Annotated in this window: 28 protein-coding genes; 2 read left to right on the top strand and 26 right to left on the bottom strand. The window is 30.7% G+C overall.

All coding sequences use genetic code 11. From position 1 onward, the window contains the following. Window positions 1–63: 63 nt before the first annotated feature. From ABNT22_RS07910 to ABNT22_RS07810, 21 genes are all read right to left on the bottom strand, one after another. A complete protein-coding gene (locus tag ABNT22_RS07910) occupies window positions 64–561 on the bottom strand; it encodes a hypothetical protein (RefSeq protein WP_348718920.1) in 498 nt (165 codons plus the stop codon). Between the two features lie 29 nt (window positions 562–590). Then, window positions 591–1,895: a hypothetical protein gene (locus ABNT22_RS07905; RefSeq protein ID WP_348718921.1), complete on the bottom strand. Its 1,305-nt coding sequence runs from the start codon at window positions 1,893–1,895 to the stop codon at window positions 591–593. Window positions 1,896–1,976: 81 nt separating this feature from the next. Next, window positions 1,977–3,815, bottom strand: a complete 1,839-nt coding sequence (locus ABNT22_RS07900; protein WP_348718922.1) for a choice-of-anchor D domain-containing protein — start codon at window positions 3,813–3,815, stop codon at window positions 1,977–1,979. Between the two features lie 221 nt (window positions 3,816–4,036). Then, complete coding sequence (locus tag ABNT22_RS07895) at window positions 4,037–6,445, bottom strand: ArdC family protein (RefSeq protein ID WP_348718924.1); 2,409 nt, start codon at window positions 6,443–6,445, stop codon at window positions 4,037–4,039. Window positions 6,446–6,448: 3 nt separating this feature from the next. Continuing rightward, a complete protein-coding gene (locus tag ABNT22_RS07890) occupies window positions 6,449–6,904 on the bottom strand; it encodes a hypothetical protein (RefSeq protein ID WP_348718926.1) in 456 nt (151 codons plus the stop codon). A gap of 6 nt (window positions 6,905–6,910) precedes the next feature. Continuing rightward, a complete protein-coding gene (locus ABNT22_RS07885) occupies window positions 6,911–7,543 on the bottom strand; it encodes a hypothetical protein (protein WP_348718927.1) in 633 nt (210 codons plus the stop codon). A 12-nt stretch (window positions 7,544–7,555) separates the two neighbouring features. Then, entirely contained in the window at window positions 7,556–8,044 is a 489-nt protein-coding gene (locus tag ABNT22_RS07880; protein ID WP_348718928.1) for a hypothetical protein, read from the bottom strand. Further along, window positions 8,023–8,577 carry a hypothetical protein gene (locus ABNT22_RS07875; protein WP_348718930.1) on the bottom strand — a complete coding sequence of 185 codons (555 nt, stop codon included), beginning with the start codon at window positions 8,575–8,577 and terminating at the stop codon, window positions 8,023–8,025. The genes ABNT22_RS07880 and ABNT22_RS07875 overlap by 22 nt, the downstream gene beginning before the upstream one ends. A gap of 5 nt (window positions 8,578–8,582) precedes the next feature. Next, a complete protein-coding gene (locus ABNT22_RS07870) occupies window positions 8,583–9,176 on the bottom strand; it encodes a hypothetical protein (protein WP_348718931.1) in 594 nt (197 codons plus the stop codon). Then, window positions 9,173–9,484 carry a hypothetical protein gene (locus ABNT22_RS07865; protein ID WP_348718932.1) on the bottom strand — a complete coding sequence of 104 codons (312 nt, stop codon included), beginning with the start codon at window positions 9,482–9,484 and terminating at the stop codon, window positions 9,173–9,175. The genes ABNT22_RS07870 and ABNT22_RS07865 overlap by 4 nt, the downstream gene beginning before the upstream one ends. Window positions 9,485–9,547: 63 nt before the next feature. Next, window positions 9,548–10,108 carry a glycoside hydrolase family 108 protein gene (locus ABNT22_RS07860; RefSeq protein ID WP_348718933.1) on the bottom strand — a complete coding sequence of 187 codons (561 nt, stop codon included), beginning with the start codon at window positions 10,106–10,108 and terminating at the stop codon, window positions 9,548–9,550. Continuing rightward, the gene (locus tag ABNT22_RS07855; RefSeq protein ID WP_348718934.1) at window positions 10,108–10,485 is read right to left on the bottom strand and encodes a hypothetical protein; all 378 of its coding nucleotides are present in this window, start codon (window positions 10,483–10,485) and stop codon (window positions 10,108–10,110) included. Before ABNT22_RS07855 ends, ABNT22_RS07860 begins: the two co-directional genes overlap by 1 nt. A gap of 3 nt (window positions 10,486–10,488) precedes the next feature. Next, the gene (locus ABNT22_RS07850; RefSeq protein WP_348718935.1) at window positions 10,489–11,262 is read right to left on the bottom strand and encodes a hypothetical protein; all 774 of its coding nucleotides are present in this window, start codon (window positions 11,260–11,262) and stop codon (window positions 10,489–10,491) included. Between the two features lies 1 nt (window position 11,263). After that, on the bottom strand, window positions 11,264–11,449 hold the full coding sequence (locus tag ABNT22_RS07845) for a hypothetical protein (protein WP_348718936.1): 186 nt from the start codon (window positions 11,447–11,449) through the stop codon (window positions 11,264–11,266). Between the two features lie 2 nt (window positions 11,450–11,451). Continuing rightward, window positions 11,452–12,381: a hypothetical protein gene (locus ABNT22_RS07840; protein ID WP_348718938.1), complete on the bottom strand. Its 930-nt coding sequence runs from the start codon at window positions 12,379–12,381 to the stop codon at window positions 11,452–11,454. 22 nt (window positions 12,382–12,403) lie between these two features. Then, window positions 12,404–12,673, bottom strand: coding sequence for a hypothetical protein (locus tag ABNT22_RS07835; RefSeq protein WP_348718940.1), 270 nt, complete (start codon window positions 12,671–12,673; stop codon window positions 12,404–12,406). 3 nt (window positions 12,674–12,676) lie between these two features. Then, window positions 12,677–13,027: a hypothetical protein gene (locus ABNT22_RS07830; protein WP_348718941.1), complete on the bottom strand. Its 351-nt coding sequence runs from the start codon at window positions 13,025–13,027 to the stop codon at window positions 12,677–12,679. Between the two features lie 74 nt (window positions 13,028–13,101). Beyond that, window positions 13,102–13,704, bottom strand: a complete 603-nt coding sequence (locus ABNT22_RS07825; RefSeq protein ID WP_348718942.1) for a hypothetical protein — start codon at window positions 13,702–13,704, stop codon at window positions 13,102–13,104. Between the two features lie 60 nt (window positions 13,705–13,764). Next, window positions 13,765–14,217: a hypothetical protein gene (locus ABNT22_RS07820; protein ID WP_348718943.1), complete on the bottom strand. Its 453-nt coding sequence runs from the start codon at window positions 14,215–14,217 to the stop codon at window positions 13,765–13,767. Window positions 14,218–14,233: 16 nt separating this feature from the next. Continuing rightward, a complete protein-coding gene (locus ABNT22_RS07815; RefSeq protein WP_348718944.1) occupies window positions 14,234–15,559 on the bottom strand; it encodes a transglutaminase-like domain-containing protein in 1,326 nt (441 codons plus the stop codon). A 126-nt stretch (window positions 15,560–15,685) separates the two neighbouring features. Then, window positions 15,686–15,934, bottom strand: a complete 249-nt coding sequence (locus ABNT22_RS07810) for a hypothetical protein (protein WP_348718945.1) — start codon at window positions 15,932–15,934, stop codon at window positions 15,686–15,688. Window positions 15,935–17,094: 1,160 nt separating this feature from the next. Here ABNT22_RS07810 and ABNT22_RS07805 point away from each other — a divergent pair. Further along, window positions 17,095–17,316 (top strand): hypothetical protein, encoded by a 222-nt coding sequence (locus tag ABNT22_RS07805; protein ID WP_348718946.1) that lies wholly within the window; start codon window positions 17,095–17,097, stop codon window positions 17,314–17,316. Window positions 17,317–17,820: 504 nt separating this feature from the next. On the opposite strand, the gene ABNT22_RS07800 is transcribed toward ABNT22_RS07805, so the two are convergent. After that, window positions 17,821–18,477, bottom strand: a complete 657-nt coding sequence (locus ABNT22_RS07800; protein ID WP_348718947.1) for a hypothetical protein — start codon at window positions 18,475–18,477, stop codon at window positions 17,821–17,823. A 248-nt stretch (window positions 18,478–18,725) separates the two neighbouring features. Then, window positions 18,726–19,439: a hypothetical protein gene (locus ABNT22_RS07795; RefSeq protein ID WP_348718948.1), complete on the bottom strand. Its 714-nt coding sequence runs from the start codon at window positions 19,437–19,439 to the stop codon at window positions 18,726–18,728. A 204-nt stretch (window positions 19,440–19,643) separates the two neighbouring features. On the opposite strand from ABNT22_RS07795, the gene ABNT22_RS07790 reads away from it, so the two are divergent. Beyond that, window positions 19,644–19,820: a hypothetical protein gene (locus tag ABNT22_RS07790; RefSeq protein ID WP_348718950.1), complete on the top strand. Its 177-nt coding sequence runs from the start codon at window positions 19,644–19,646 to the stop codon at window positions 19,818–19,820. A 377-nt stretch (window positions 19,821–20,197) separates the two neighbouring features. Here the strand turns inward: ABNT22_RS07790 and ABNT22_RS07785 are convergent, their stop codons facing one another. From ABNT22_RS07785 to ABNT22_RS07775, 3 genes are all read right to left on the bottom strand, one after another. Then, window positions 20,198–20,521: a hypothetical protein gene (locus tag ABNT22_RS07785; RefSeq protein ID WP_348718951.1), complete on the bottom strand. Its 324-nt coding sequence runs from the start codon at window positions 20,519–20,521 to the stop codon at window positions 20,198–20,200. Between the two features lie 1,144 nt (window positions 20,522–21,665). Further along, the gene (locus tag ABNT22_RS07780) at window positions 21,666–21,860 is read right to left on the bottom strand and encodes a hypothetical protein (protein WP_348715389.1); all 195 of its coding nucleotides are present in this window, start codon (window positions 21,858–21,860) and stop codon (window positions 21,666–21,668) included. A gap of 111 nt (window positions 21,861–21,971) precedes the next feature. After that, window positions 21,972–22,259: a hypothetical protein gene (locus ABNT22_RS07775; protein ID WP_348715388.1), complete on the bottom strand. Its 288-nt coding sequence runs from the start codon at window positions 22,257–22,259 to the stop codon at window positions 21,972–21,974. Window positions 22,260–22,263: the final 4 nt, after the last annotated feature.

Raw genomic sequence — 22,263 nt, 5'->3', positions numbered from 1 at the left:
GTTGTTGTATTTACTCGTATATAACATGAAAAAAACTATAAAATTTTTAAACATTAGTTGATGTTATTTTTCTGTATATGGTCCACTGTACTCCCCTTTGAACATTACTCCATCAAATCTCTTATATAAATATCTCAGTTTAATATTATCATTTGATAATTCAATAATTTTCACATATCCTTCAACTGCTTTTTTAATGTTAATTCCATTTGACCTCAAAAGCTGATCTCCATTTACTACTCCTAAATAATAATGCGCCTCTGGAATTTCTACATAATAATCTGAGTCCATATGGATTTGTGATTGCTTAATACCTTCAAACTCAATAAATGCACCACTTCCAGATGGTAATTGAATTAACTGATTTTTGTTTAAAGAGTGTAATAGCAATGAAATATTACCAAATAAATCATACCCAACATTAACTTGCTGAATTCCAAACTCTTCTTGCCCAAAACTTATTGTATTATTATAGGTTTCTGATAATGAATCCTGTTCATTTGAACTGCAAGAGGAAAATATAGTTATAAAAAAGAGTGCTGCAATATATAATTTGTTCATTTGTTTTTTTGTTTATTTATTATCTTTAGTTAATTTATGCATTTACAATAGCTTCCATATGGAGCTTTTCCTGTTCGACTAATCCCATTAAAAAACGCTGTTCCGAATTTCCCTCCTCCTTCATAATCCCTTCTAATTATGAACTGTTGCAACATACATTGTCCATCTGAATTTTTTTGAATGACTGCACCAACTGCCCATTGATACTGTGGGATTCCTGTTATTTTATGTTTAACGGTAGACCATCTGTTCGAAGTAATGTATTGCTTAAGGTTTTTCATACTTGTTTTACTGTAATAATTGTTCAAACCTTTAGTAGCAATACCAATTAAGTTATTATTCAAATTGCCTTTTGATGGCATTTTCAATTTAGAAAAAGAAAAATTTTCTGAATCATGAAGTAAAGAATCAAATTTAGCGAAGGTAACTTGTGAAGTTAACTCTGGGTTTCTATAATACTTTAAAATCTTTGCAGGATCTTTAGAAGCAATGACAAACTGCTTTGGTTCTATATTATTCATCCACTTGTGTCCTTCTTTTTTATTCTTATAATAAACTTCTGCCCCTATTAATAATACACCCGGTTCTAATAATAGTGCGTTAACATTAGTCCATTCTGGTCCATCTCCAATTCCAAATTGAAACTGAATATTACCTTTATCTGCAGATTCTCTATATTGTTTAGGAATCACTCCATGTCGTTTTGTAACTGGATCGAAATAAGCTTTTAATTCATATGTATTTGGGTTATATTCTATTGAAAAGCCTTCATAAATTCGTCCAGGTTCTCTATCAAAATGACTTGATGGATATCTTACAAAATATTGAGACAAATGATAATATCCTGATAGATCTAATTTATCGTAAAACTTTCCATTATACGATGGAATCTTTCTAAACTTAACACCATTAAGTATATAGATTTCATTATCTTTAAATTTATCTTGAACTTCACTATCAATTGGAGATGGAATATTATTAACTACCTTGCCTTTTTTATTAGTATTGGCTAATAATTTTTCTTGTTCATTAAGTTTTTTTTGTTGAAATTCTTTATACTTTTTGTAATAGTATTCTTGTTTTTGTTTATCATTTGGGTATTTTCTAGCTAACTCTAGTTTATACTCTGAATCTGAATATAATTCATTCTCCTTCGATTCATCTTGCTTACTTGATGAATTAGTATTTTTCCCAGAGTTATATTTTTTCGTTGTTTTGTCAACTACATTTTGTTTTACTTTTTTCATAATACCTCCAAATTGTGCATTGGCAAAAAAAGGAGTAAAAATCCCAAAAAAAATAATACAAGATAACTTGATAATATTATGTCTCATAGTCACATATTTAATTAAAGAAGTTGCCTACTGTTATATGTTGTAGACAACTTCAGGATTTAACACAAGGTAATAAATAGATTAAGGGCATGCAGTAGTACTCCAAGAAGCTCCAGATGGTTTGGCCCATTGGTTTACTGCAGTATTTGGAGGGTTTAAAGGATCAAATCCAGCATCATGCTGAATACAAGTTAAATCAGTGTTTCTGTCTGCCACCATATAAATGAAGTTTACATTATTACCATTAGCTACATTTAAACTTGATAATTTATTATTTCTAACATGTAATGCCCTTATTTTGGTGTTTGGTGAAATATCTAGATTAGTTAAATTATTGTTATATACAGACAAAGTTCTTAAATCTGAATACATAGAAACATCTAACGTACTAATTTTATTTTGCTCCAAATATAAAGTTCTTAGCCCATTAGCTGTTGTCGGCAACACTAAGTTTGAAATATTATTGTTTCCACATTGAAAATTAACTAAACTAGAATGATTTGTTAAATCTATCGAACTAATATTGTTGTTTTGAATTAAAATCGTCTTAAGGATAATATTTGTTGAAAGATCAAGAGAAGTTAAATCATTATTAGTTAAAGACAATCTAGTAATTGCTGTATTTTGGCTTAAATCTATACTTGTTAAGGAATTGTTCATTGCGTGAAACTCGGAAATATTCACAAACTCTTCTAAACCTGTTAAATCTGAAATAGTTAAACCATCAACACGAACAACACCGCTATAAGACTGAGCTTCAGATATTTGGATTTCAGAATCCCCATTAGTATTAATGGAAGAATTAGCCACTAATGCCGCTTTAAAATTAGAATCTGGAATGTTAACAATATTACTTGTTGTTGATAAACCATTGCCCTCAATTATTAAAGCATAATTTGGTTTAGTTGGATCGTTACTTACAATATTAACTCTTCCATACTTTCGTCCTTCAGATTGTGGGGTGAATCTAACAGTGACTGTATATGAGTTATTAGGTAATATTGTAATTGGATATGATACGCCAACCAAGGTAAAATCACTCGAGTTAGCCCCACTTAAATTTATATTACTAACTTCTAGGTTTCCTTGCCCGTTATTTTGAATATCAAAAGTTAAATCACTACTTGAACTACCAATGTTCACATTACCAAAATTTAAACCTGTTTCACTCAGATTAATTTCTGGTAGAGCAGGTACTATCCCTATACCATTCATTTCTAAATTGATTTCACTGGCGTTAGAATTGTTAACCAACCTTAGAATACCTGAAGCGGCTCCCAAAGAGTTTGGAGTAAATTTAACTTCAAAAGTATATGAGTCTCCAGAAGGGATTGTTTTTATAAGTGAACTTGGAGATCCAGTAATCGAAAAAACTGTTGAACCACTCGAAATGTTAGCACTAGTAATTTCTAAATCTGCATTTCCAATATTACTAATTGTAACATTTTTAGATAAGTTTTGCTCAATTAAAACATTTCCAAAATTAACAGGAGACTCGCTGAATTGAATTACAGGGATAGGCTTGGCAATTCCTTCTCCATTTAAGGCTATATTTTTTACACCAACATTAGTTGTTATTTCTAAAACAGCCTCTTTTATACCAATTGTCAATGGAGCAAAAGTAAGCTCAAAATCGTATGAATCGTTTTTCTCGATATTAACAGCTACTGCATTTATAGAAAAATCAGATGCATTAGTTCCTATAATAGCATACTCTTTAATTTCTAATACGGCTTCACCTTCATTTGTAATTTCAAATGAATAGTTTGTAGATTTTTCTACTTCAATTATACCAAAGTCTTTTTCTACAGGAGTGATTGAAAAAACTGCAGGCATTATTTCTTCATCTTTATCACAACTTGTGATGAATGCTAGTACAAAAAGAATAGCACTAAAATACATGTTAATTTTTTTCCTCATTTTGAGTTTTTTTTTGTTTTTTAAAATACGTTTTCGTTCAAATGTGAATTATTTGAATCGGCTACAAAATTATTTGGTAATCCTCTTAGAACATTTAAAAACTTTCTAAAGAGATGTCATTCGTTTCTCATTCCTCACTTTTACTTTCTAAAAGCTACCGAACTTTTTATAACAAAATTTCAATTGATTTTATTTAAACCCTTAATTAACATTTATTACCCCTAAATATTAACATGAACCACTTCATTATCTTGACCTAATTTTTCAGTAAAGAACTCTTTGTATTTCTTAGGATTAACCTTTTTTAATCCTTCTTTCCAAACCACATACTCTCCAACACCGTAACGGCCTTGATTATGCATTACAAAACTATCAACTGTGATTAATGCATCTGGTAAATGGGTCCAGCCTTGATCACCTTTAAAGTTTCCAGTTTTTGTTACCTCAAATATTAGAATAAAAGAAATGTTTGGGTACTTCTTTAAAAATTGTTCTTCAAACTCAAAATATTTAATTCCAGTTCTATGTATATAGGTATTGATCATATCTATAAAAACAAAATCATACTGGCCACTGGCACATAATTTGTCAAGTTCTTTGATATCTCTTATCCCTGTTGCTGCAGCGTTTGACTTCTCACTTAAACCTGAAAGTTTCCAAAGGTCCTGCGTACTTTTATTAATACCCTGATCAGCGAAATTATAAAGTACACTTCCAAAGTTGGTTAAATAGTTTGCTAATTTGGTTGCCCCTGCCGTTTTACCGTTTTTAGGTTTTCCCCAAATTGCCAACTTCATAGTTTTAGCAGGTTCTTGCATAAAGTCTGCCCACTCTCCGGAGAATGTCAATGTATCAAAAGTCATGTTGTTGATATCTGAAGAAGTTAATACAGAATTTTTCTTTTGAGTAGTGATGTTCGTTTTCAATTTCTTCTCTTGACGTATCGGTGGAGTTATTGCAACAATTGTTTCTTTCTGTTGCAACGGTTGTTGCATTTGATCACTATTTAAGTTTTTTGCTGTATTTTCTTGTTGCAAAATTGTTGCACTTTTGTTGCAAAACTGTTGCTCTTTTGTTGCAGGCCGTTGTTGTTCTTTTTTAACTTCTTGCTTTTCAGTACTTAAACTATCGGAGGTAATGGTTTTTGATTGTTGCATTTTTATTGCACCGGTTGTTGCAACTGTTCCAGTTCTCTCAGGTAAATTGACTGATACTTTTTTAATAGATGGTAAAGTAACAGTTACAGCTTCACCATTCATTCCTGCAGCAACAACATCTTTTTTATTGCTATTAGTAGACTTCTTTGCATTGAATTTCTTAGTAAATTTCTTTAAATATTTTGGTTCTCCGTTTTCATCTCTTTGTAAAATATAATCGGAAGCTTTTTGAGCATCTTTACTTGCGTTAAACAATAACCTATTATCCTTTTTTAAATTTGGTAAAACTCCTTTCCAATGCTTTATATACTCGGCATGGTTTGAATTATTTCTCCATAAAATACCTGCTTCAGCCGATAAGAATACGGCACCAAACTCTGCAACTAATTCTTCTTTTGCATACGCTGGGCTACCAAATGAATCTCCTGGCACAAAACGATCTAATCTAGATTTATGGCCAGTACTATGAATATACTCATGAAATAATGTTGCATAATAACCCTGTTCTGAGTCAAAATCTTTCAATTTTGGCATTTGAACATAATCTTTTGTAGGAGAATAATAAGCATCATTACCTCCGTGTTTTAGTGGTGGCTTTGGATTTGGGTATTGCTGTACTATTTCTTCTGCTGCTTCAACTATTTCATTTTCATTTCTACTAAATTTTGCTTTGAATTCTTCTAGTTTAAAATCGATTCCTTCAACATCTGATCCGTTAAAAACTAAATAGTACTTTAATAAGGAGACATTATTTTTTCTAATAAAAGATTCTAAATCTCCTCCTTTTTTAAAATGGCTGATTTTATCCTTGTGCTTGTTTATATACCTGACGAACTTTTTAACGTCATAGGTACCAATTTTTAGTTTATACTCTTTATTACTATAAACATAAAGCTTTGTAAAATAGATGATTCTTTTACTCTTACTTCCTTTTTTAATTTTCCCTCCCAGTCGTTCAATTTGCTTGAATGTTAGAAAAAATGGATTTTCAAAAGTGGTAAACCCGAAATTGGTTAATAATAATTGATTGATACCTCTATAGGGCTTTTTAGAAATGAAGTTTAAAGGCTGCATAAAGTCATTTCGGTTTTCCTGCCACTCTTTTACATACCCTTCTCCGGTTGCTTTTTCAATTAATTTGATCATACTATCGGTGATCATGGAATATATTTCTGAAGCGTTTATTTTCCCATTCATTCCTTGGGAGTAATCTCTAACCGGTCTTTTAAAAAGGGGAATTCCCATTCCTTCATTGATATCTAAATCAATCGGCTCAATCTCTTTAGATAATTCAATAAAAAACTCGGAATCTTTATTTTGATCAAGTAGTTTTTTTAACTTTTCATAGATCACTGCAGTTTGATCCGTTGTGTTTTTTACCAAAGAAGTTTTAGAAAGTAAACCTTCTAAAACTTCTCTGTTTATTGTGTTATTGTCTAAAGCGTTGTATTGTTCAATAATTCTGTTAATCATATTTTAAACTATTACTTCAAATCGTTTACCTAACGAGTCGAAAATGAGTACAATTTTTAAGTTCTGTTCAATATTTTTATTGAACAGCTTTATGTTTGATAATATGTTTTGAACAGGCAAAACAGTTGGGATATCTTTAATAACTAAGATGTCTTTTTTAGGAATTTGTATCTCAGAAATGTTTGTTTTTGCGGTTCCTAAATAGTTACCATTCTGTTTATTGAAAAAGTTGATTTCAGATAGCTTTAAGAGTTTATATGTATTAATCCCTAAATCTGTATCACTATTGTTTTTTAAAGCAATAGAAAGCCTGAAATTGATTTTATCAAAACCAATATCAAGCCCATTTACTCCAATGATTTTTGCATGCAGGCTAGAAGCTCCTTTTTTTAACCTTTGATATTTAAAAACAGAGTAAATTCCAATACCTACCAATGATGCAACTACTACCTTTTTCATAGAACATTATTTTATAGGATATACCTGTAATTCCTTGTTGTAGGCTCCGTTTGTATTTGGTGCTAAATGAGTATTAAAAAAACTTCTTGAATTAATATCTGAAGGTTTGAATACTACAAAGTCTGAAACGACTATCTCGGTTGTTCTCTCTAAATAAATTGATAATGGAGCCTCCAATGAATCCACATAGAATGAAATCCCAATTTTTGTTTCGTTTTTCAAACTATCCCAATTAACACTTCTTGTTGAAACAGTTGTGTTTACTAGTAAATAACTCTCGGTTAAATTGTAGTTGTTAAAAGTAACAATACTCGATCCTTCTGTCCATGGGAAAGCAGGAATACTGGCAGGTTGATAGAAGTTGTTTAAACTAAAAGATTCACTTCTCCATTTAAGTAAAGTTTCAATTTGTTTTTCTTCTGAGTCTGTTAAATCACCTGCATTCCAATTTGCAACTTGTGCTGCAGTAATTGAATTTAAAAGAGTCGCATTAGTAATCTTTGGAATTCCTGCAACAGTGCTTTTTAATTGTGCTATTTCTTGATGTAACTCAACATCTAAGGCATATACATCTGCACCAGTTAATTGTGTATTACCAGCTCCATAGTTACCCTTTCCTATTTTTAAAATAAATTTCATTGCACGTTAGTTTTAAAATAATGATTGTCCTTCTTCTTCTTGTGATGTAGGTATGAAGGTTGCATCAATGATGGCTATTTCATCTTCATTTACAACAATAGCTTTGGGGTAATTATTCATATGATTCGCCAAAGCATCTTCAGGAGTTTGTTTTGGAGCTAGAGGAATACTATGGAAAGTCAATTGAAGGATTTTATTATTCTGCTCTGAACCACTTGAAGAGTTCCCTCCAGTATCATCACCGCTAAAGAATCCTTTATCAGCAAAAATTAAAACCAATTCCTCTGCGGTTTTTGCACCGAAATTGTTTTCCAGTTCATTAATTGGAAAATAAAAATTACTGAAGGTAGGCTCCGAGGTACTAGGTTCAACAATTACTCCATTTAAATGAGCTTTAATCGACCTTTTTTCTGAAGAATAGATAGTACTACTTTTACCGAAAATGGTGGTAGTAACTATAGTTATATTTCCTGTTTTCGTTATCTTGATTGTTCTTGCCATGTGTTACTTTTTTTAGTGCATCCACATTTAGAAATAGACACCTGTTTATCTTGTAAGTTTGCTGCTTGCACTCTCGGAGTGAAATTTCTTTGGAGAGTTGCAATTCTCGGTTGATATGCTCTTTCTAACTTAAATCCGAAAAAATTATATGTTATGATCATTACATTTGGATCTTCTGTTGAGATTGGTTTCACAAATTGAAAAGACATTGGAATTTGTGAATTAGCCACAATCATTTTATGTAGATCACAATATTTGGCTTGCCAAAGTTTGTTGTCAAATACAAATTCAATAGACCTAATCGAATAAGGGACATTTAAACTACTTACTGGACTGATAAAAATTGAAAGATCATTCGAGTCAAACTTTAAAATTTCCACTTCAAACAAAACAGAATCAATGAAATTTTTGAACCTGTTGTAGCGTTGAAATCCAACTATACCAATTACTAAAGCGGCTGCGAACCCTAAATAATTCCCTGTTTCTTTTTCTTTTAAATTTCCTTTTTGACCTACTTTTTTAACTTCACTCATTGCGTTTAATTTAATGGTACTCCTACACTGAATTTTATATATGGTTTGGTTTGGATATCCTGTAAAACGCCAACACCTACTCCTAATCTAATTTTATCTTTAATTGTATAATCAATACTTAATTCACCACCTGTAAAAACTCCGTTAAACCCAATTGTTGGGGATACATTTAAAAAGAGTTTATTACGCTCTTTATAGATTGTTTTTTCAATGAAATGATTGATAATAGAATCTGCAGTAGTTACTTTAAAATCTTGTTGTAAAACCCTGCCTTCAGCAATGATTGAAGAAACAACTTTCGCGTTTGATAGCTCAATTGTATCATTGGTTTGAAAAACTTCCCTGGTTACTTCGTGATCATTAACAGGAACTATTCGATTTTGAATAATCTTATTTGTAATGGTATCGAAAACCATAATCTTTTTAGTTTGATAAATTGTATCAAAAACAACTACAAGACTGTCCTTACGATTAACTACTTTTTTTTGAGTAGTAACTTTTAAATCAATTGGTTCTTCTCTATTACTACATTCCTTTAAGTTTAGAAATATTAGTACTAGTATATAGCATACGAATATGTATTTTAATATCTCTTTCATTGCTTTGTTAGTAATCTTTTTATGAATTGTAAATCTTTACTGATTTCAATAAATCTACTCGCTAAATTCATTGAGACCAGACCTATTAAAAAACCTACTCCATAAGAAGAGCTCTGGGATAGGTTTAAATAATCTACCAACATTGGGGTTAAGTAAGTTGAGCATGAAGCTCCACAAAAAGCTCCAAACATGTAGTTAAAGAAGCCTGTTTTTTCTTGTATTTTAGTTCCAATTAATCCAGATAAAGTACCTGTGATTAAAAGACCAATTTTGATTCCGTAAGATTCTAGTAGGTCAATTATTTGCATTTTCGGGGTTTGTTAATTTATAAATTGTTATACCTAAACCAAAGAGAATGAAGGTGGAAAGAATTACACTTTTTTTTTTATATCAATATTGAACTTACGGGCTAGATACTTCACTCTATTTTCCCATATTCTTAACCAAGAACGATTGTTGATTGACCTGTAATAATCTATTCGATATTGACTGAACTTTTGAAACAATTTTGTTTGATCAACACTATTAATCGCATCAATTGTCATTGGACCAATTACTCCATCGACACTCAAATCTTTATTAAACTCATAGTTTAAAACTTCCTGTACAATTCCTGCAGCACTTCCTGTTCCTGCATTAATTGCATGATCCGCTATGTTTTCAGCAACTGCTTGTGAATTGATAAAAGAAGCTTGTACTTTATCCCAGTACCAAGCTTTTATAATTTGTAAAGCGATGGGTTTTGTAATTGCCCTCATATTAGCTTCTGTGGGAACTCTGCCAATCCATCTTTCATAAACTGGAGCAGAAATACCATGATTGGTACCAACCAATTCTTTTTCTGAATTATAATTACCAGGATCATCTGCTCGGTTTTGATATCCTCCTTCAATAAAGGTTAAGTCATCAATGTATTTTTCAAAAACTGACATTATAATACTACGCGTTTAACTTCTTTTTCTTCTTCTGAACTGCTAAAAGCAACTAACAATCCTACTCCTAGAACTCCTGCTGCCAACCATCCTAACCAAGATTTATTCTTCTTAGGAAGCGCTATCACAACTTCGTCTAACGTTTCGCCAAATGAAGTAGTCAGAGTATTTCTCAAATCTTTAGCTTGAATTGTGAAATTTTTGATCGAGACATGTGATATCTCTAGTATGTCAGATTCGTTGGCCAATATGTTGAAATACCCATCGATGTTGGTTGTTGTTCCAGAGTGCATTGCTAAATTTTTGATATGTACATCTGGCAGTCCCATATTCGTATCATCAACAATTCTACTTCTATATGATCTTAATACGCTCATAGCTTATTTTTCTTCGTTAGTAATTTGATGTTGTAGCACTACTCCCGTTTTTTTGAAAAAACCTAAAATGGAAGTTTCTACGATATAATAATTTTCTCTAGTCAAATCGCCTTTGGTAAATACACCATTAGCAATGACTTCTCCTACTTTTTCTCTAAATGCAAATTTCCCAAAGAGTGTCCCTGTTCCTTTCCAATTGTTGTTTTCTAGTTCGGCAATATTTACGGTTATTCCTGTTTTAACCGCACAATACAAATCACTTCCTATAGGGAATAGCGTATTGTTGTTAAAGTTCTTCGAAGGTGAGTTTATGATTTCCCAAAACCTTTTTAACTCTTCTGTATCAAGTCCTTTTTGAACATCTGAAAACAGGTTTCTGTCAAACAAAATATAATAGGCATGTGATACAGCCTTTATATTAGTTACCTGTCTTGCAATATCATTTAAAGCATCTTCATCCGTGGAGATATTTATCTCTGGGATTAAAAAGTTTAAAAAGCTAGAAGGACTAAAACCAATTCTTGTAAAAGACTCATAAATAATTGCTGCTGCAGTTAAATTAGGGTTCCCAGCATTTTCTCTAGCAAAACGTTCTGCTCTAATCTTTTTAAATTGTCTGTTTAACAAGAAAACACCACTTCCAATACCCAAAAGGAGTACTCCCCATTTCAAAGCAGAAACACCTTGACTAATGGTTTTTTTACCTTCTTCACTGTTAACAGCAGAAACTGCTGTAGCTGCTACAAGTGCGTTCCCCATTCCTTTTGGCTTTCTCATTTTAGATAAACTTTTTTAGCATTGGAGCATGCTTTACAAACTTTTCACTGGCTCCTGGTTTTTTTACCATTTCGGCGAGTAAAGTCAAAGCCTTAGTTGATCCGAATTGATTAAGAGTTTTTAGAGCTTCTTCTCTTTTCATATTATCGATTGCTCCTGTTCCTTTATTTTCTAATGAAATTCCCATATTTATACTAATTCGTTAATTTTAAATTCTTGAATACTTTTTCTAATAGCAGTTGTAAATTCAGCATTACGTGAAAACCCTACAGCCACTAGAGCTAACTCCTTGGCCATTTCATCAGTTACACTTTCACTTTTTATTACATAGATTAAATCTTGTTTGTTTTGAGATAGTTCTTCAAAAGTTTCAGCTGCCGCCATACCTGCAGCAGTAGCTCCTGTTTTATTAGCCATTACGGTTGCTCCAACATTTTCTGCAACATCTAAAAGACGGCTAAAGATTTCTGGATCAATGGCAGGCTTATCTTTTAAGTCTCTCTCTTTTATATCAATTTCTTTAAGCCTTTCAGCAAGTTTAAGATCCATTTTAAGTTCACGGATTTCTAAAGCTTGCGCGTCATTCTTTTGCTCTAACTTTTTGTTTCTCTCTTTTAATTCGTTATGCTCTTTTATTAAGTCATCATATTTAGATGCTTTTGTATTCAGGTTCATAACGTCGGGCATAGACATACCAAAAGCAGAGGCCATTCCAATAGGTGAAGGTTGTTGCGTTTGAATAACACTAGGTTGTACAGTGGAAACAGAAGGCGCACTAATATGCTGATTATTAATTGCGCCTTTAGCTGCTTCACTAACCACTTTCTCCTCTGGCTTATGTTGTTGATTTCCTCTTGTAATATTTAATTGTGTTGTAGTACCGAAACGTTTATTTGAACTACCATTGGATTTATATCTTTGAATCCCGAATACAGAAGTATCAAAAGTTCGGTTTAAGTAATCAATTAAATCAGCAAATGATTCAAAATCACTCTTCTTGAGACCTTCTATAGTTAATTTCTTATAAAAACTTTCATTGGTTTTAAAATCAAATACATCAATAGAAGCTCCTTTTTTTGAACTTAAGTATTCCTGTATATCGTCTAAAAATTTTCGCATGGTAATTCAGTGATGATTTTAATTAATCACAGATAGTTTCTGTTATTTTAATCGCGTGGTAATAAAGAGATTTGGTTCCTCCTGTAGTTCTGTCAAATGAAATTGTAAGGTTAGTATCAATTGAAATATTACCAGTTTCAATTCTGTATTCCTGTTCAGGTCTTAAAGTGTATGTTCCAATGGTAACATTAACAGCTCCTTTGTTCTGAAAATAAATATTGTTCAGATCCTTTAACTTTAAAGACTGATCAGAAATGATAACATCACTAACTAAATTTCCTTTGTATCTCATGGATTAATCTTGTAAAGGTTCTACGTAAAAAAGCATTTGAAACTTAAAAGCTTTACTAACTGCCCCATCAGCGTAAGCGGTAACTTTGATATCTCTATTTCCTTCGAAGTAGATATCTTTTCTACTTTCAAAATGATTACCGTTTGTAGGTTGGTACTCTTTGTAAGAAACAGAAGGATGTAATTCATCTCCATGAACATCTTCAATTTTTACATTAATGAATTCCGCAGGTACATCGTTGGTTAACAACACACATTTTGTTACTATTCCACTATCAATTTTTAATGTTTGAGATCCTGAAGGTTGTGATTGTTCAATTGTAACATTAACAACATTAGATTTAAACTTTCTCATAAAAAATAGGTTTAAAAAAAGCCTATACAAGTTCCATATAGGCTTTTTGAATTAATTAACGTGATGGATTGGAATTACTTTGAAGAACGGATGATTTTATGTCCGTCAAACGCAAGTTCGAAATACTCCTTATCAGTAGCTTGGGTTGCACCTGAAGGGAAAACAATTTCAAAATCAAACTCAGCACCTCCAACTAATACTAAAGGATGCTTTAATTCTAAATAATCATCCTTCATTGAATTACCTGTATACTTATTTTGAATATCCGACATTGGGAACTCTCCAATAACGATACCGGCTTGTCTAAGTCTAAGAATTGAATTTCTAAAAGATGCAGGCATAGTTTTTTGATACGTCAATTCTGTTTCCTTTCCAGAAGCTGCATTAACATCATACCCAACTCTAATTTTTTCGACAATTAATACTTCATCATTAGCCAAACGATTTTCATTAAAGTCTGAAACTCCAATTACTTTTCTTGTATTAGAATCCACTAGTGGAATTGCTCCGGCCCCTACTTCAACTTCTTTTCTTAAGATAGAAGTATTGTTTAATACCTTTAAAGCATTAGGTTGGTTCATTGAAGTAACAAACTGAGCTGTTAATCTTTTTTCATTGAATCTTAGAATCTCTAAAATTGCATCATTCGTTTGATGTAAGTTATATACTTGTTTCATTGTATTTTGATTTTACTTTGTACTTTTTTAAAATTGTTTTTGTTTTGAGTTTGACAGGTTTTACACTGCTCCGAAAGATCCTGCTTGAGATTGTGTATTTAATACTCCTTCTTGATTCCAAGCATCTGAAGAAAGATCAATTGTTCTAGGTTGGTAGGTGTAACCAGTTTCCTCAGCAGCATTCATTCCTGCCATGGCTTTTAAAAACCTTTCACCTGAGGTTGAGGCGTTCTCCTTTACTTTTGGTGCAAGAACCTCAGAGATTGCACTTGTACCTTGCTCAAGTGAAACTCCAACTAAAGCTCCTTGTGTGCCTTTAGCTACATAACCAGTACCTTGAATTGCACTTGCAAACAACAAGGCTCCAATGGCAATTCCTCCTCTAACAATAGGAGTTTTAGCTTCTGCTGGTACTATTCCAGAAGCACCTTTAGAGGCCATAAATCCTGCAGCTGCTCCAGTTCCAAAAGCGGCAGTTTCTTTTGCTTTTTTCTCATTGAATTTTACTTTCATTATTTCTCTTCTTTTTTTATTTGTTACTTTTTGATTTTTTAGTCAGAGCATAGGTCAACGCTGCAACTAATACGGCTCCACCTCCTGCAATGGCCACTACTTTACCTGTACTCATGTTACTCCCTTGTGATCTAACAGAAGAATTAACTGGATTAGCAGTATTAACTGGTAAACCAACTGAAGTTGTTGAATACTGATTAGAAGGTTGCGAATAGTTGTGAGAAGTAGTACCTACTGGTTGGCTCCCTAATAGACTTTGAACTTTGAACTTTTCTAAATCATCTGCAATTTTTCTGTGTTTTGCTTTTGAATTGGCAGACTTGTATTTAGATACTAACCTTCTATGATGAGATACTTTATCATCTATAAATTTGATGGCTGCAGCCTTACCTTGGGAATTTGCAATAGTCATCGCCTGCGAAATATCTCTTTTGGCCTCCGCATCCGCTCTAGCCAAAACACTGGCTCTATCTTCTGGTCCAAAAAGGTTAGAAAATACCCCTACAGCTTCATCAAGAAATCCTAATCCTTGGGGAGTTGGTAAAGTGATTCCATAGTGGATTATAGTTTGATTTACCTTAATGTAACTTGGACTTAATGTAATTTTTGGATTGATACCTGAATCGGTACTTCTTCGAACTACAGATTCAATTTGTTGAGTTACACTTTTAGAAACTCCATAATTGTTTAAATCCTGTAGAAAAAGTCTAAAGGTTAAAATGGTATCATGTGCGATAGTTTCTATCTCACTATTTGAGTTTGTAAGGTCACCATGCATTCCGTAGTATGGCAATTTTTTGTCCTGTACTTTCATATCTTCTTTTTGTATGTATGTTACTTCTGTATTAACTTTCTTAGTTGGATCTATAATGAAAGTTTTGCCTTGGGAGTGAATTATGACATATACGTGAGACCATCTATAAGGTTGAGAAGGTTGCGTAACTTTTCTAAATGAATGATCAATATTTAAATTCAAAAGAATAGCACTTGCAAAAACACTATAACTCTTACAATCAATACCTTCAAAACGGCTCGACCAACTACAAGAAGGAGTCCTAAGTTGTTGATCGAATCCGTCGGCTTGGTATTGTATATGGCTATATAGGAAGTTGTAAATATTTGTTACAGTTTCACTAAGAGTGCGACCTTTAAGATGTCGCGCAATTTTTTTGGCAAAGTTTTTATATTCTAAAGAGATCTTTACCATTTGTTCTAATCCTCCTGTAGTGGTATAATCACCTAAATAAGTCGATTTACATGGAGTAACAGCAAAGTATTTATCATACTTAGCATGAGTTAATACATCTCTATGTAAAACATTATTAATTGTGTCTATATCCATGTTACAAGTAAATTGATTATATCATTTACATTGCAAATATGAATTGTAAATCAAAGCTCCTCTTAGGATTCAGGAGGATTCAAGAGGATAAGAAAGGATTAGCGAGGATTCAGGAGGTTTTCTGAACTATATCAGTTTAATTCCTTCGATTTCTTCAACTAATTTATAATACTCTCGAGGTGTTATTCTCTTTTCGTTTTTGGCTTTGTCTATTGTTATTTTTCTGCATTCAGAAATAATATTATTGATAGTTTCTCTTAGAAAAGGTTCTGGAATTTTAAAGTATCTTTTATAGATTGCTCCTTTTGATCCTAATGGGTTATTTCTTAATTCTTCGATTTTCAATTTCTTTTGTTCCTCAATTTGTTGTTTCATTGCCGTTAATTTCTGTTGCAATTTTGTTGCAACATTGTTGATTTTCTGTTGCAATATTGTTGCAGGGGTTAAATAAACATCTGTAACTCATTGTTAATTAAGATTTAAAGTTTGTGTGAGCTCGTGCAACAACTTAATTCAATTGTTGCAATTTTGTTGCAAATTTTCACTAACTCTAAATTGTTTAACACAATTATTATTCTTAATTTAGTTACTTTATAATCGAGGAGATCGGTTATACATTTTTCTTTTTCATAGCAATTTTACCACTCTCTTTGAGTGGTTTTTTTATGCTTCTCTCTTTTAATTTCTGATAATGTTTTTGTCATATCGTTGTATTCTAAATTAGTTTAAAATTCTAATTAACTACAAAATCAAACTATTTAACCTTTAACTTTTACCATTTGTCTAAAATTTAGTTCCAAACTTCAAGTATTAATTAAATTCGTTTGGGATTTTCATTAATCCAAAAATTAATATATCAATTTTCACATTTTATTAAGCTCCTTAGGGAGCTTTCTTACACTCTACAGGTTTTTAACTGTATAAATTCAGTGTTTTCACTATGTTTAATTTACCTATCTTTATTCTCCTTTTTAAGAGAATGATTACAATAATATTTGTAATCATTTTCCCTAAAAAGCTCCCACTTCGGTGGGTTTTTTTCTTTTTAATTTCTAACTTATCTATTTATTCTTATCTTTATGCTATTCAATTAAAGGATCTCCCACAGATTTATTTATGAATGATAAGACATAGAGTTTGCTCTACGTCTTTTTTTATAAATAATTGATTTGTAAATATTTATGTATATTTGAAAAGCTAGCAAATTTTTTCCTATGTGTGCTATTAAGGGGATGCACATTAAGGTATTGGTACAGATGAATAATATATTTATCTGTACTTTTTTATTTTCATTTATGCCAACATTTAGTTTTTGTCTAATTGTAAGTATCATTATTTTTTATCGTCTAATTAGTATATTATACATGAGGTCGGGGGACTTCGTATTTTGCATAAAAGGAACTAGAAATGGTTCCTTTTTATATTTTTCATTCCCTACTTAATTTTATTTTTATATAATTCTTTAGTTATTTATCCTTCAATCATAAATGAGTCTTTAATTTGACTAACCTTTTTTTTATTTCTAATTTCGCTAAATGATATCACACACACTCTTATTAAAAAATGGATTTAGGTTTAGATCTGACATTGAATCTTCTAATGACTTATTACATTATGACTATAAAAAAGGTACAATTATGTACCTAGCTAAATTTCACAAGAAACAACTTTCATTGGAAGTTTATAACTCAAAAAATGAATTAATTAATTCGTTCAATAGTCTTAAAGGTTTCTCTAAATGGATTGATTCTCTATAATCATAGCTCTTCTAGTTTTGTTAAATGTTTTTTCATAATTTTGAAGAGAAACAATTAGTTAGTCCTTTGGACTTTCATCGAGATTAACGGAACTTATAAAGTTCCGTTCTCTTTTCTACTGTTTATGTGACTTTTTATATTTATTTTGTATCTTAACAAATAGATATTACAATGTTTGATTCGGGGGACTCAAAATTTAAATATCCAAAAAGGGATTTCGGTCCCTTTTTTTTTAATAAATCTGATTACAGCCCTTAATAATCTCAACCATTATGGTTTCTTAGCTCCTTAGGGAGTTTTTTTTACCTACACTTATTTTAATATTTACTTTTAAATTTTTGACATAAAAAAACACCTTAATTAAGGTGCTTTGTGGTAAGATGATATGTTTTACTAACGGTTTTGTGTATGGTTAGTTGCCTGTTTCAGCAACTAATTTAGTAAACAAAAATGAACGCAAGAAAATTCCACAGGAATTTTCCAAATAAGCAACGATCAAAACAATTAATTATACACGGTGTTGTACACAGTTTTTATTTCTCCTTTTTTTATTAGTTCAATTAATTCACGTCTTTTTTCCGAATTGCTTTGTTCCGAGAAATTCTCTCCAATTCGCACAAAATCGAATGGAATATATTTGTTTTCAGATACGATTGTTTTTTCAAAACTACTTTCTCCATAAGCGAGAAGTTTTGTTTTCTCTGAACTTTTAGAGATTCTCTCTAATTCTCCGTTTTTTTGCTTGATAAAAACCCTAAATCGAGAGCTTTGTAATTCCAATTCAGTTGGGTAAAAAGCAATTCCATTTTCATTAAAAACGATTTGTTCTCGCCAATTCTTTTTGTCAAACTTTTGTCCGAAGTCTGAATTGTCAATAATTATTGCAGTTCCTTTAAAGTTTTCAGGTAAAATTAAATCAACTTTTTGAATGTCAGTGAAGTAAAATGATATTTCATAAACTGCTTCTGAAGTAGGATAGAACAAAACTAAAGGTGTTAAAATCCAAATTAGCTTTTGCTTTAATTTAAAAGTACCAAAGAGTAGAGAGATTACTCCAATAATAAAAATCGTAAGCCCGATTATAAATCCCATAAAGACAAACATTGGAATCAAAAATCCAATAATAATTAACCCAATTCCAATTTTGTCATATTTGTTCATTACTCAAATTGTGTACAACTAGTTATATTCAAACAAATATAAATGTTATCCTGTATATTTTTCCGGATAACCCAACAAAACATTTATGTTTATCCGAAAAATATTTCTTACCACAATTATGTCAAAGAACGTTTTCCGTTTTTAAGGTATCGGAGAACCTACATTATTTTATTATTTGTTTCTAAATATTTGACAATAAAAAAGCACCTTGAAAAGGTGCTTGTAGTAAGTATATTTATAACTTTAGTTTATTTCAATTCAATTATCTTGGATTCTCCAAGTTTAAATAAAAAAACTTTATCAAAATTACTTTCGAAACTAGGCTTAATATCTGTTCCTACAAAATAACCAGCAAAGCCATTACCTTGAGAAATTAACAACCATTGTTCATCGCAATCTATATATTTCAATAAAGCCTTTTCTTTTTTTAATAAGATCGATTCTATATGGGGATCCTTTAATGCGCCAATAGAGCCTCCTTCCGAATTATTATAAAAAGATTCATCAAGTTCATCAAACCTTAAAATCTGAATAGAAACTATTTGTTCAGGTAACATCATTTGATCTTTGCAAACAATTTCATTTTTGTTTTCCAACTTAATAAACTCTTCCCTCACTAATTCACATAGTATCTCTGAAATATTACTTCTTTCTGATTTTTTTATGTATTCGTGTTCATTAAACAATATTGATAATTCAAATTTAAAATTCACTAATTCTTGAAGTTCTTGTATTAATAATTCTGTAAAACACTGTCTATCAGAAAACTTCTGCTTTAACCTAGAGTATTTATCATTTGAATCTTGATAAACTTCAGTAACCTCTATTCCTATTTTCTTTCCTTCTGAATATAACATAAAGTCAGGCATATCTTTATGTTCTTTATCAATTTTCCCTAAAGGGAAGTGTTTATAGGAATTTTTAAATTTTTCAAATATAAATTCTTCTCGTTCTCTTTTCAATTCTCTTTATTTAATTAATAATTGAAAATAAGAAATACTTACTACAATGTCAAAGAACTTTTTCAGTTTTGAGGATCTGAGAACCTTCACTTATTTATTATTTGTTAATTTTAGTTAAACAAGGTAAATCCTTACTTTTATTACGGTTTTTCATAAAATTGAATTTTCATTTTTTCTTATTTTGGTTATTAAATTTTATAAATTATGAAAATACAAACAGGAGACGTTGTTACTTTAAAATCTGATTCATCTAATCAAAAATTCACCGTCGGAGCAATGAAAACACCTACATCGTGTATCATTTATTGGTTTCACCCTGGAACTCTAGAAATGAAGTCTATTAATATTAATATTAAATGTTTAAAAAAGTATAACTCTTAACATTAAGAGCACATTTCTCGTGCTCTTAATTCTACTGTTTTGTTGATTTACTTATATTTGAATAAAAATTACACATGCTAAATATTGTTATATCTGTTACTATTATTCTAATTGTATTTAGTTGGGGCGCTTATCTCAAGAATCGATTGAGAAAATCTAAATCCAACTATTTTAAACGCCACCTAAAAAAATAACTACACTTATTTTTTATTGTTTATTTTTGATTTATGACATTTTTAATAATATTTATCCTTACTGGTGTTATCTTCCCTGTTATTGCAGAATATTTTGACAATAAAGAAATGGACAAATAAGATTAACTACACTTATTTTAGTTTTTCATTAAATTGCTCTAAGGTTAACTCACCATTATTTAATTAAAATAATACTTCACTTCCTTTTTTTCTTTCTCTACTCGCAAAAGCATTTAGTTCTTTAAAAAAAGAATGAGAATAATTATCATAAATCATATCAAAAGCTTTTTCATCTAATAAAAAACTCCTTGAACCAGTATTATTTGTGTCCAGGTAATAACCTAATCTTAAATGCGGCATTCCTAAATCATTTCTTTCTTCTCCTATTATTTCTAACAATGATATTAGTTGCTTGTAAATTATTTCTCCAATTTGCTGCTCTATGTGCATTCTTAGGTGAAATTTATCTTTAGGACTGATTCCTACTATGTATTTTTTATCTTCCAAAACCTACTGTTTTACTTTGTTTTGATTTTACTATTTTTGATTTATGATGTTAATTACAGAAGCCGGTTTTATTCTATTATTTATTATTTCTGTCATAGTTCTAGGAATTATAGTTGGACTTATTAGAGATTATCTTGGTTACGGTGAAAACACCAAGTCTTCTAATAGTTATTATGACCCTGGAGATAACGTTGACTTCTTCTAACTACAGGTTTTTAACTATTTAAATTCAGTGATTTCACTATGAATATTTTACTTACTTTTATTCTCCTTTTTGAGAGAATGATTATAATGTTCTTTTTTAATCATTTTCCCTAAAAAGCGCCCACCTCGGTGTTTTTTTTTTTTTTTTTATATTTGAATTTGTATTATATATAAGCTATGTATTAGAAAGTCCGGGGGGACGCTATAACATATTTATCAATACATTTAAATTAACTTCCTTGTTAATTTAGGAGCTCCATTAGGAGCTTTTTTTCTCAATAATTATCTTTACCTTTACACTATTCTATAAAAGGATCTCCCACAGATTTATTTATGAATAGAAAGGCTTGAAATTCTTTTTTCTTGCCTTTTTTTTGTAAAACATTAAATTTCAATTATTTACGTATATTTGAGTAGCTAGCAAATTTTTTCCTATATGTGCTATTAAGGGGTTGCACATTAAGGTATTGGTACAGATGAATTTAATATTTGTCTGTACTTTTTATTCTTTAATTCAATTCTTTCTTCTTTTATTATCATAAGACTATTGTTTATATTTTTTTATTCAAATTGAAAAAAGGCTTCTCCTTACTTGTTTTTCGACTAACGGTTCTCAAAATCAACTGTGGTTTTTATAATTTAGCATAGTCATTTAGCTAGTAAGGGGATTAGCTATCTGGCTGATAAAGGAACTTTAATCGGTTCCTTTTCTCTTTTACTACAGATTTATTAATATTATTATTACTCCTACCCATGCCAAAATTCCAAAGAGAATATCTATAAGGTCTGCTGTCTTGAATAGGAACATCTCAATAAGTGAGATAAAAAATTCTTTGACTTCTTTCATAACTACATATTTTAAATATTCGTTTACTTAATCTTTGACAATAAAAAAGAGCCTCAATAAGAAGCTCTTGCAGTAAGTTATATATAAAATGTTTTATTTTAGTTCTCCTCCCATCGAAATTACAACGAAACCAATAATCACAACCAATACAAAGAAAATTATATAAATAGTATTATAAATCTTATCATACTCTTCCTTTTCTTTACCTTTTAAGTTTCGATATCGATTGAAAGCTTCTTCTCTATTCTTACGCCTTCCATATTGAGTATTTGGATTGTGTCTTGCCATAATTTTTTTATAAAATTAAGTCAATTATATCTTACCGCAAATTTGTCAATGAACTTTACTGTTATCGATATCAAAAAAACCTCTTTTTGGTTTTAAAAAAATGATACAGTTTTATGAATTCCTTTTGTGTAACTCATGAATAAAGATGTTTCCAGCATCTAGAAACTCTTTGATTTCATGAGGCTTCTTACTCTCATCTAGAAAGTAACATTGAGGTTCAATCTCGTTTGTTTCTAAGCTTCTTAACCAAAATGGAAGATTTAACCTTCTTTCATATTCTGGTTTAAAAGATCCGTCAGGCTGTTCAATGTTTCTTTTAATGTTTCTTAGATCATTGGCCTCAGCTGAAACTAAGGTCAATGAAACAATAACTTGATTAACATTTGAATTGGCACCCATAATT

Source organism: Tenacibaculum sp. 190130A14a, from assembly GCF_964048965.1.
Lineage (GTDB): Bacteria > Bacteroidota > Bacteroidia > Flavobacteriales > Flavobacteriaceae > Polaribacter > Polaribacter polynesiense.
This window is presented reverse-complemented; position numbering and strand designations above follow the sequence as displayed.

Bases quoted from the DNA above. Each gene is read 5' to 3' on its own strand.
- ABNT22_RS07910 (WP_348718920.1), bottom strand. From the start codon at position 561: ATGAACAAATTATATATTGCAGCACTCTTTTTTATAACTATATTTTCC.
- ABNT22_RS07905 (WP_348718921.1), bottom strand. From the start codon at position 1,895: ATGAGACATAATATTATCAAGTTATCTTGTATTATTTTTTTTGGGATT.
- ABNT22_RS07900 (WP_348718922.1), bottom strand. From the start codon at position 3,815: ATGAGGAAAAAAATTAACATGTATTTTAGTGCTATTCTTTTTGTACTA.
- ABNT22_RS07895 (WP_348718924.1), bottom strand. From the start codon at position 6,445: ATGATTAACAGAATTATTGAACAATACAACGCTTTAGACAATAACACA.
- ABNT22_RS07890 (WP_348718926.1), bottom strand. From the start codon at position 6,904: ATGAAAAAGGTAGTAGTTGCATCATTGGTAGGTATTGGAATTTACTCT.
- ABNT22_RS07885 (WP_348718927.1), bottom strand. From the start codon at position 7,543: ATGAAATTTATTTTAAAAATAGGAAAGGGTAACTATGGAGCTGGTAAT.
- ABNT22_RS07880 (WP_348718928.1), bottom strand. From the start codon at position 8,044: ATGGCAAGAACAATCAAGATAACGAAAACAGGAAATATAACTATAGTT.
- ABNT22_RS07875 (WP_348718930.1), bottom strand. From the start codon at position 8,577: ATGAGTGAAGTTAAAAAAGTAGGTCAAAAAGGAAATTTAAAAGAAAAA.
- ABNT22_RS07870 (WP_348718931.1), bottom strand. From the start codon at position 9,176: ATGAAAGAGATATTAAAATACATATTCGTATGCTATATACTAGTACTA.
- ABNT22_RS07865 (WP_348718932.1), bottom strand. From the start codon at position 9,484: ATGCAAATAATTGACCTACTAGAATCTTACGGAATCAAAATTGGTCTT.
- ABNT22_RS07860 (WP_348718933.1), bottom strand. From the start codon at position 10,108: ATGTCAGTTTTTGAAAAATACATTGATGACTTAACCTTTATTGAAGGA.
- ABNT22_RS07855 (WP_348718934.1), bottom strand. From the start codon at position 10,485: ATGAGCGTATTAAGATCATATAGAAGTAGAATTGTTGATGATACGAAT.
- ABNT22_RS07850 (WP_348718935.1), bottom strand. From the start codon at position 11,262: ATGAGAAAGCCAAAAGGAATGGGGAACGCACTTGTAGCAGCTACAGCA.
- ABNT22_RS07845 (WP_348718936.1), bottom strand. From the start codon at position 11,449: ATGGGAATTTCATTAGAAAATAAAGGAACAGGAGCAATCGATAATATG.
- ABNT22_RS07840 (WP_348718938.1), bottom strand. From the start codon at position 12,381: ATGCGAAAATTTTTAGACGATATACAGGAATACTTAAGTTCAAAAAAA.
- ABNT22_RS07835 (WP_348718940.1), bottom strand. From the start codon at position 12,673: ATGAGATACAAAGGAAATTTAGTTAGTGATGTTATCATTTCTGATCAG.
- ABNT22_RS07830 (WP_348718941.1), bottom strand. From the start codon at position 13,027: ATGAGAAAGTTTAAATCTAATGTTGTTAATGTTACAATTGAACAATCA.
- ABNT22_RS07825 (WP_348718942.1), bottom strand. From the start codon at position 13,704: ATGAAACAAGTATATAACTTACATCAAACGAATGATGCAATTTTAGAG.
- ABNT22_RS07820 (WP_348718943.1), bottom strand. From the start codon at position 14,217: ATGAAAGTAAAATTCAATGAGAAAAAAGCAAAAGAAACTGCCGCTTTT.
- ABNT22_RS07815 (WP_348718944.1), bottom strand. From the start codon at position 15,559: ATGGATATAGACACAATTAATAATGTTTTACATAGAGATGTATTAACT.
- ABNT22_RS07810 (WP_348718945.1), bottom strand. From the start codon at position 15,934: ATGAAACAACAAATTGAGGAACAAAAGAAATTGAAAATCGAAGAATTA.
- ABNT22_RS07805 (WP_348718946.1), top strand. From the start codon at position 17,095: ATGATATCACACACACTCTTATTAAAAAATGGATTTAGGTTTAGATCT.
- ABNT22_RS07800 (WP_348718947.1), bottom strand. From the start codon at position 18,477: ATGAACAAATATGACAAAATTGGAATTGGGTTAATTATTATTGGATTT.
- ABNT22_RS07790 (WP_348718950.1), top strand. From the start codon at position 19,644: ATGAAAATACAAACAGGAGACGTTGTTACTTTAAAATCTGATTCATCT.
- ABNT22_RS07780 (WP_348715389.1), bottom strand. From the start codon at position 21,860: ATGGCAAGACACAATCCAAATACTCAATATGGAAGGCGTAAGAATAGA.
- ABNT22_RS07775 (WP_348715388.1), bottom strand. From the start codon at position 22,259: ATGGGTGCCAATTCAAATGTTAATCAAGTTATTGTTTCATTGACCTTA.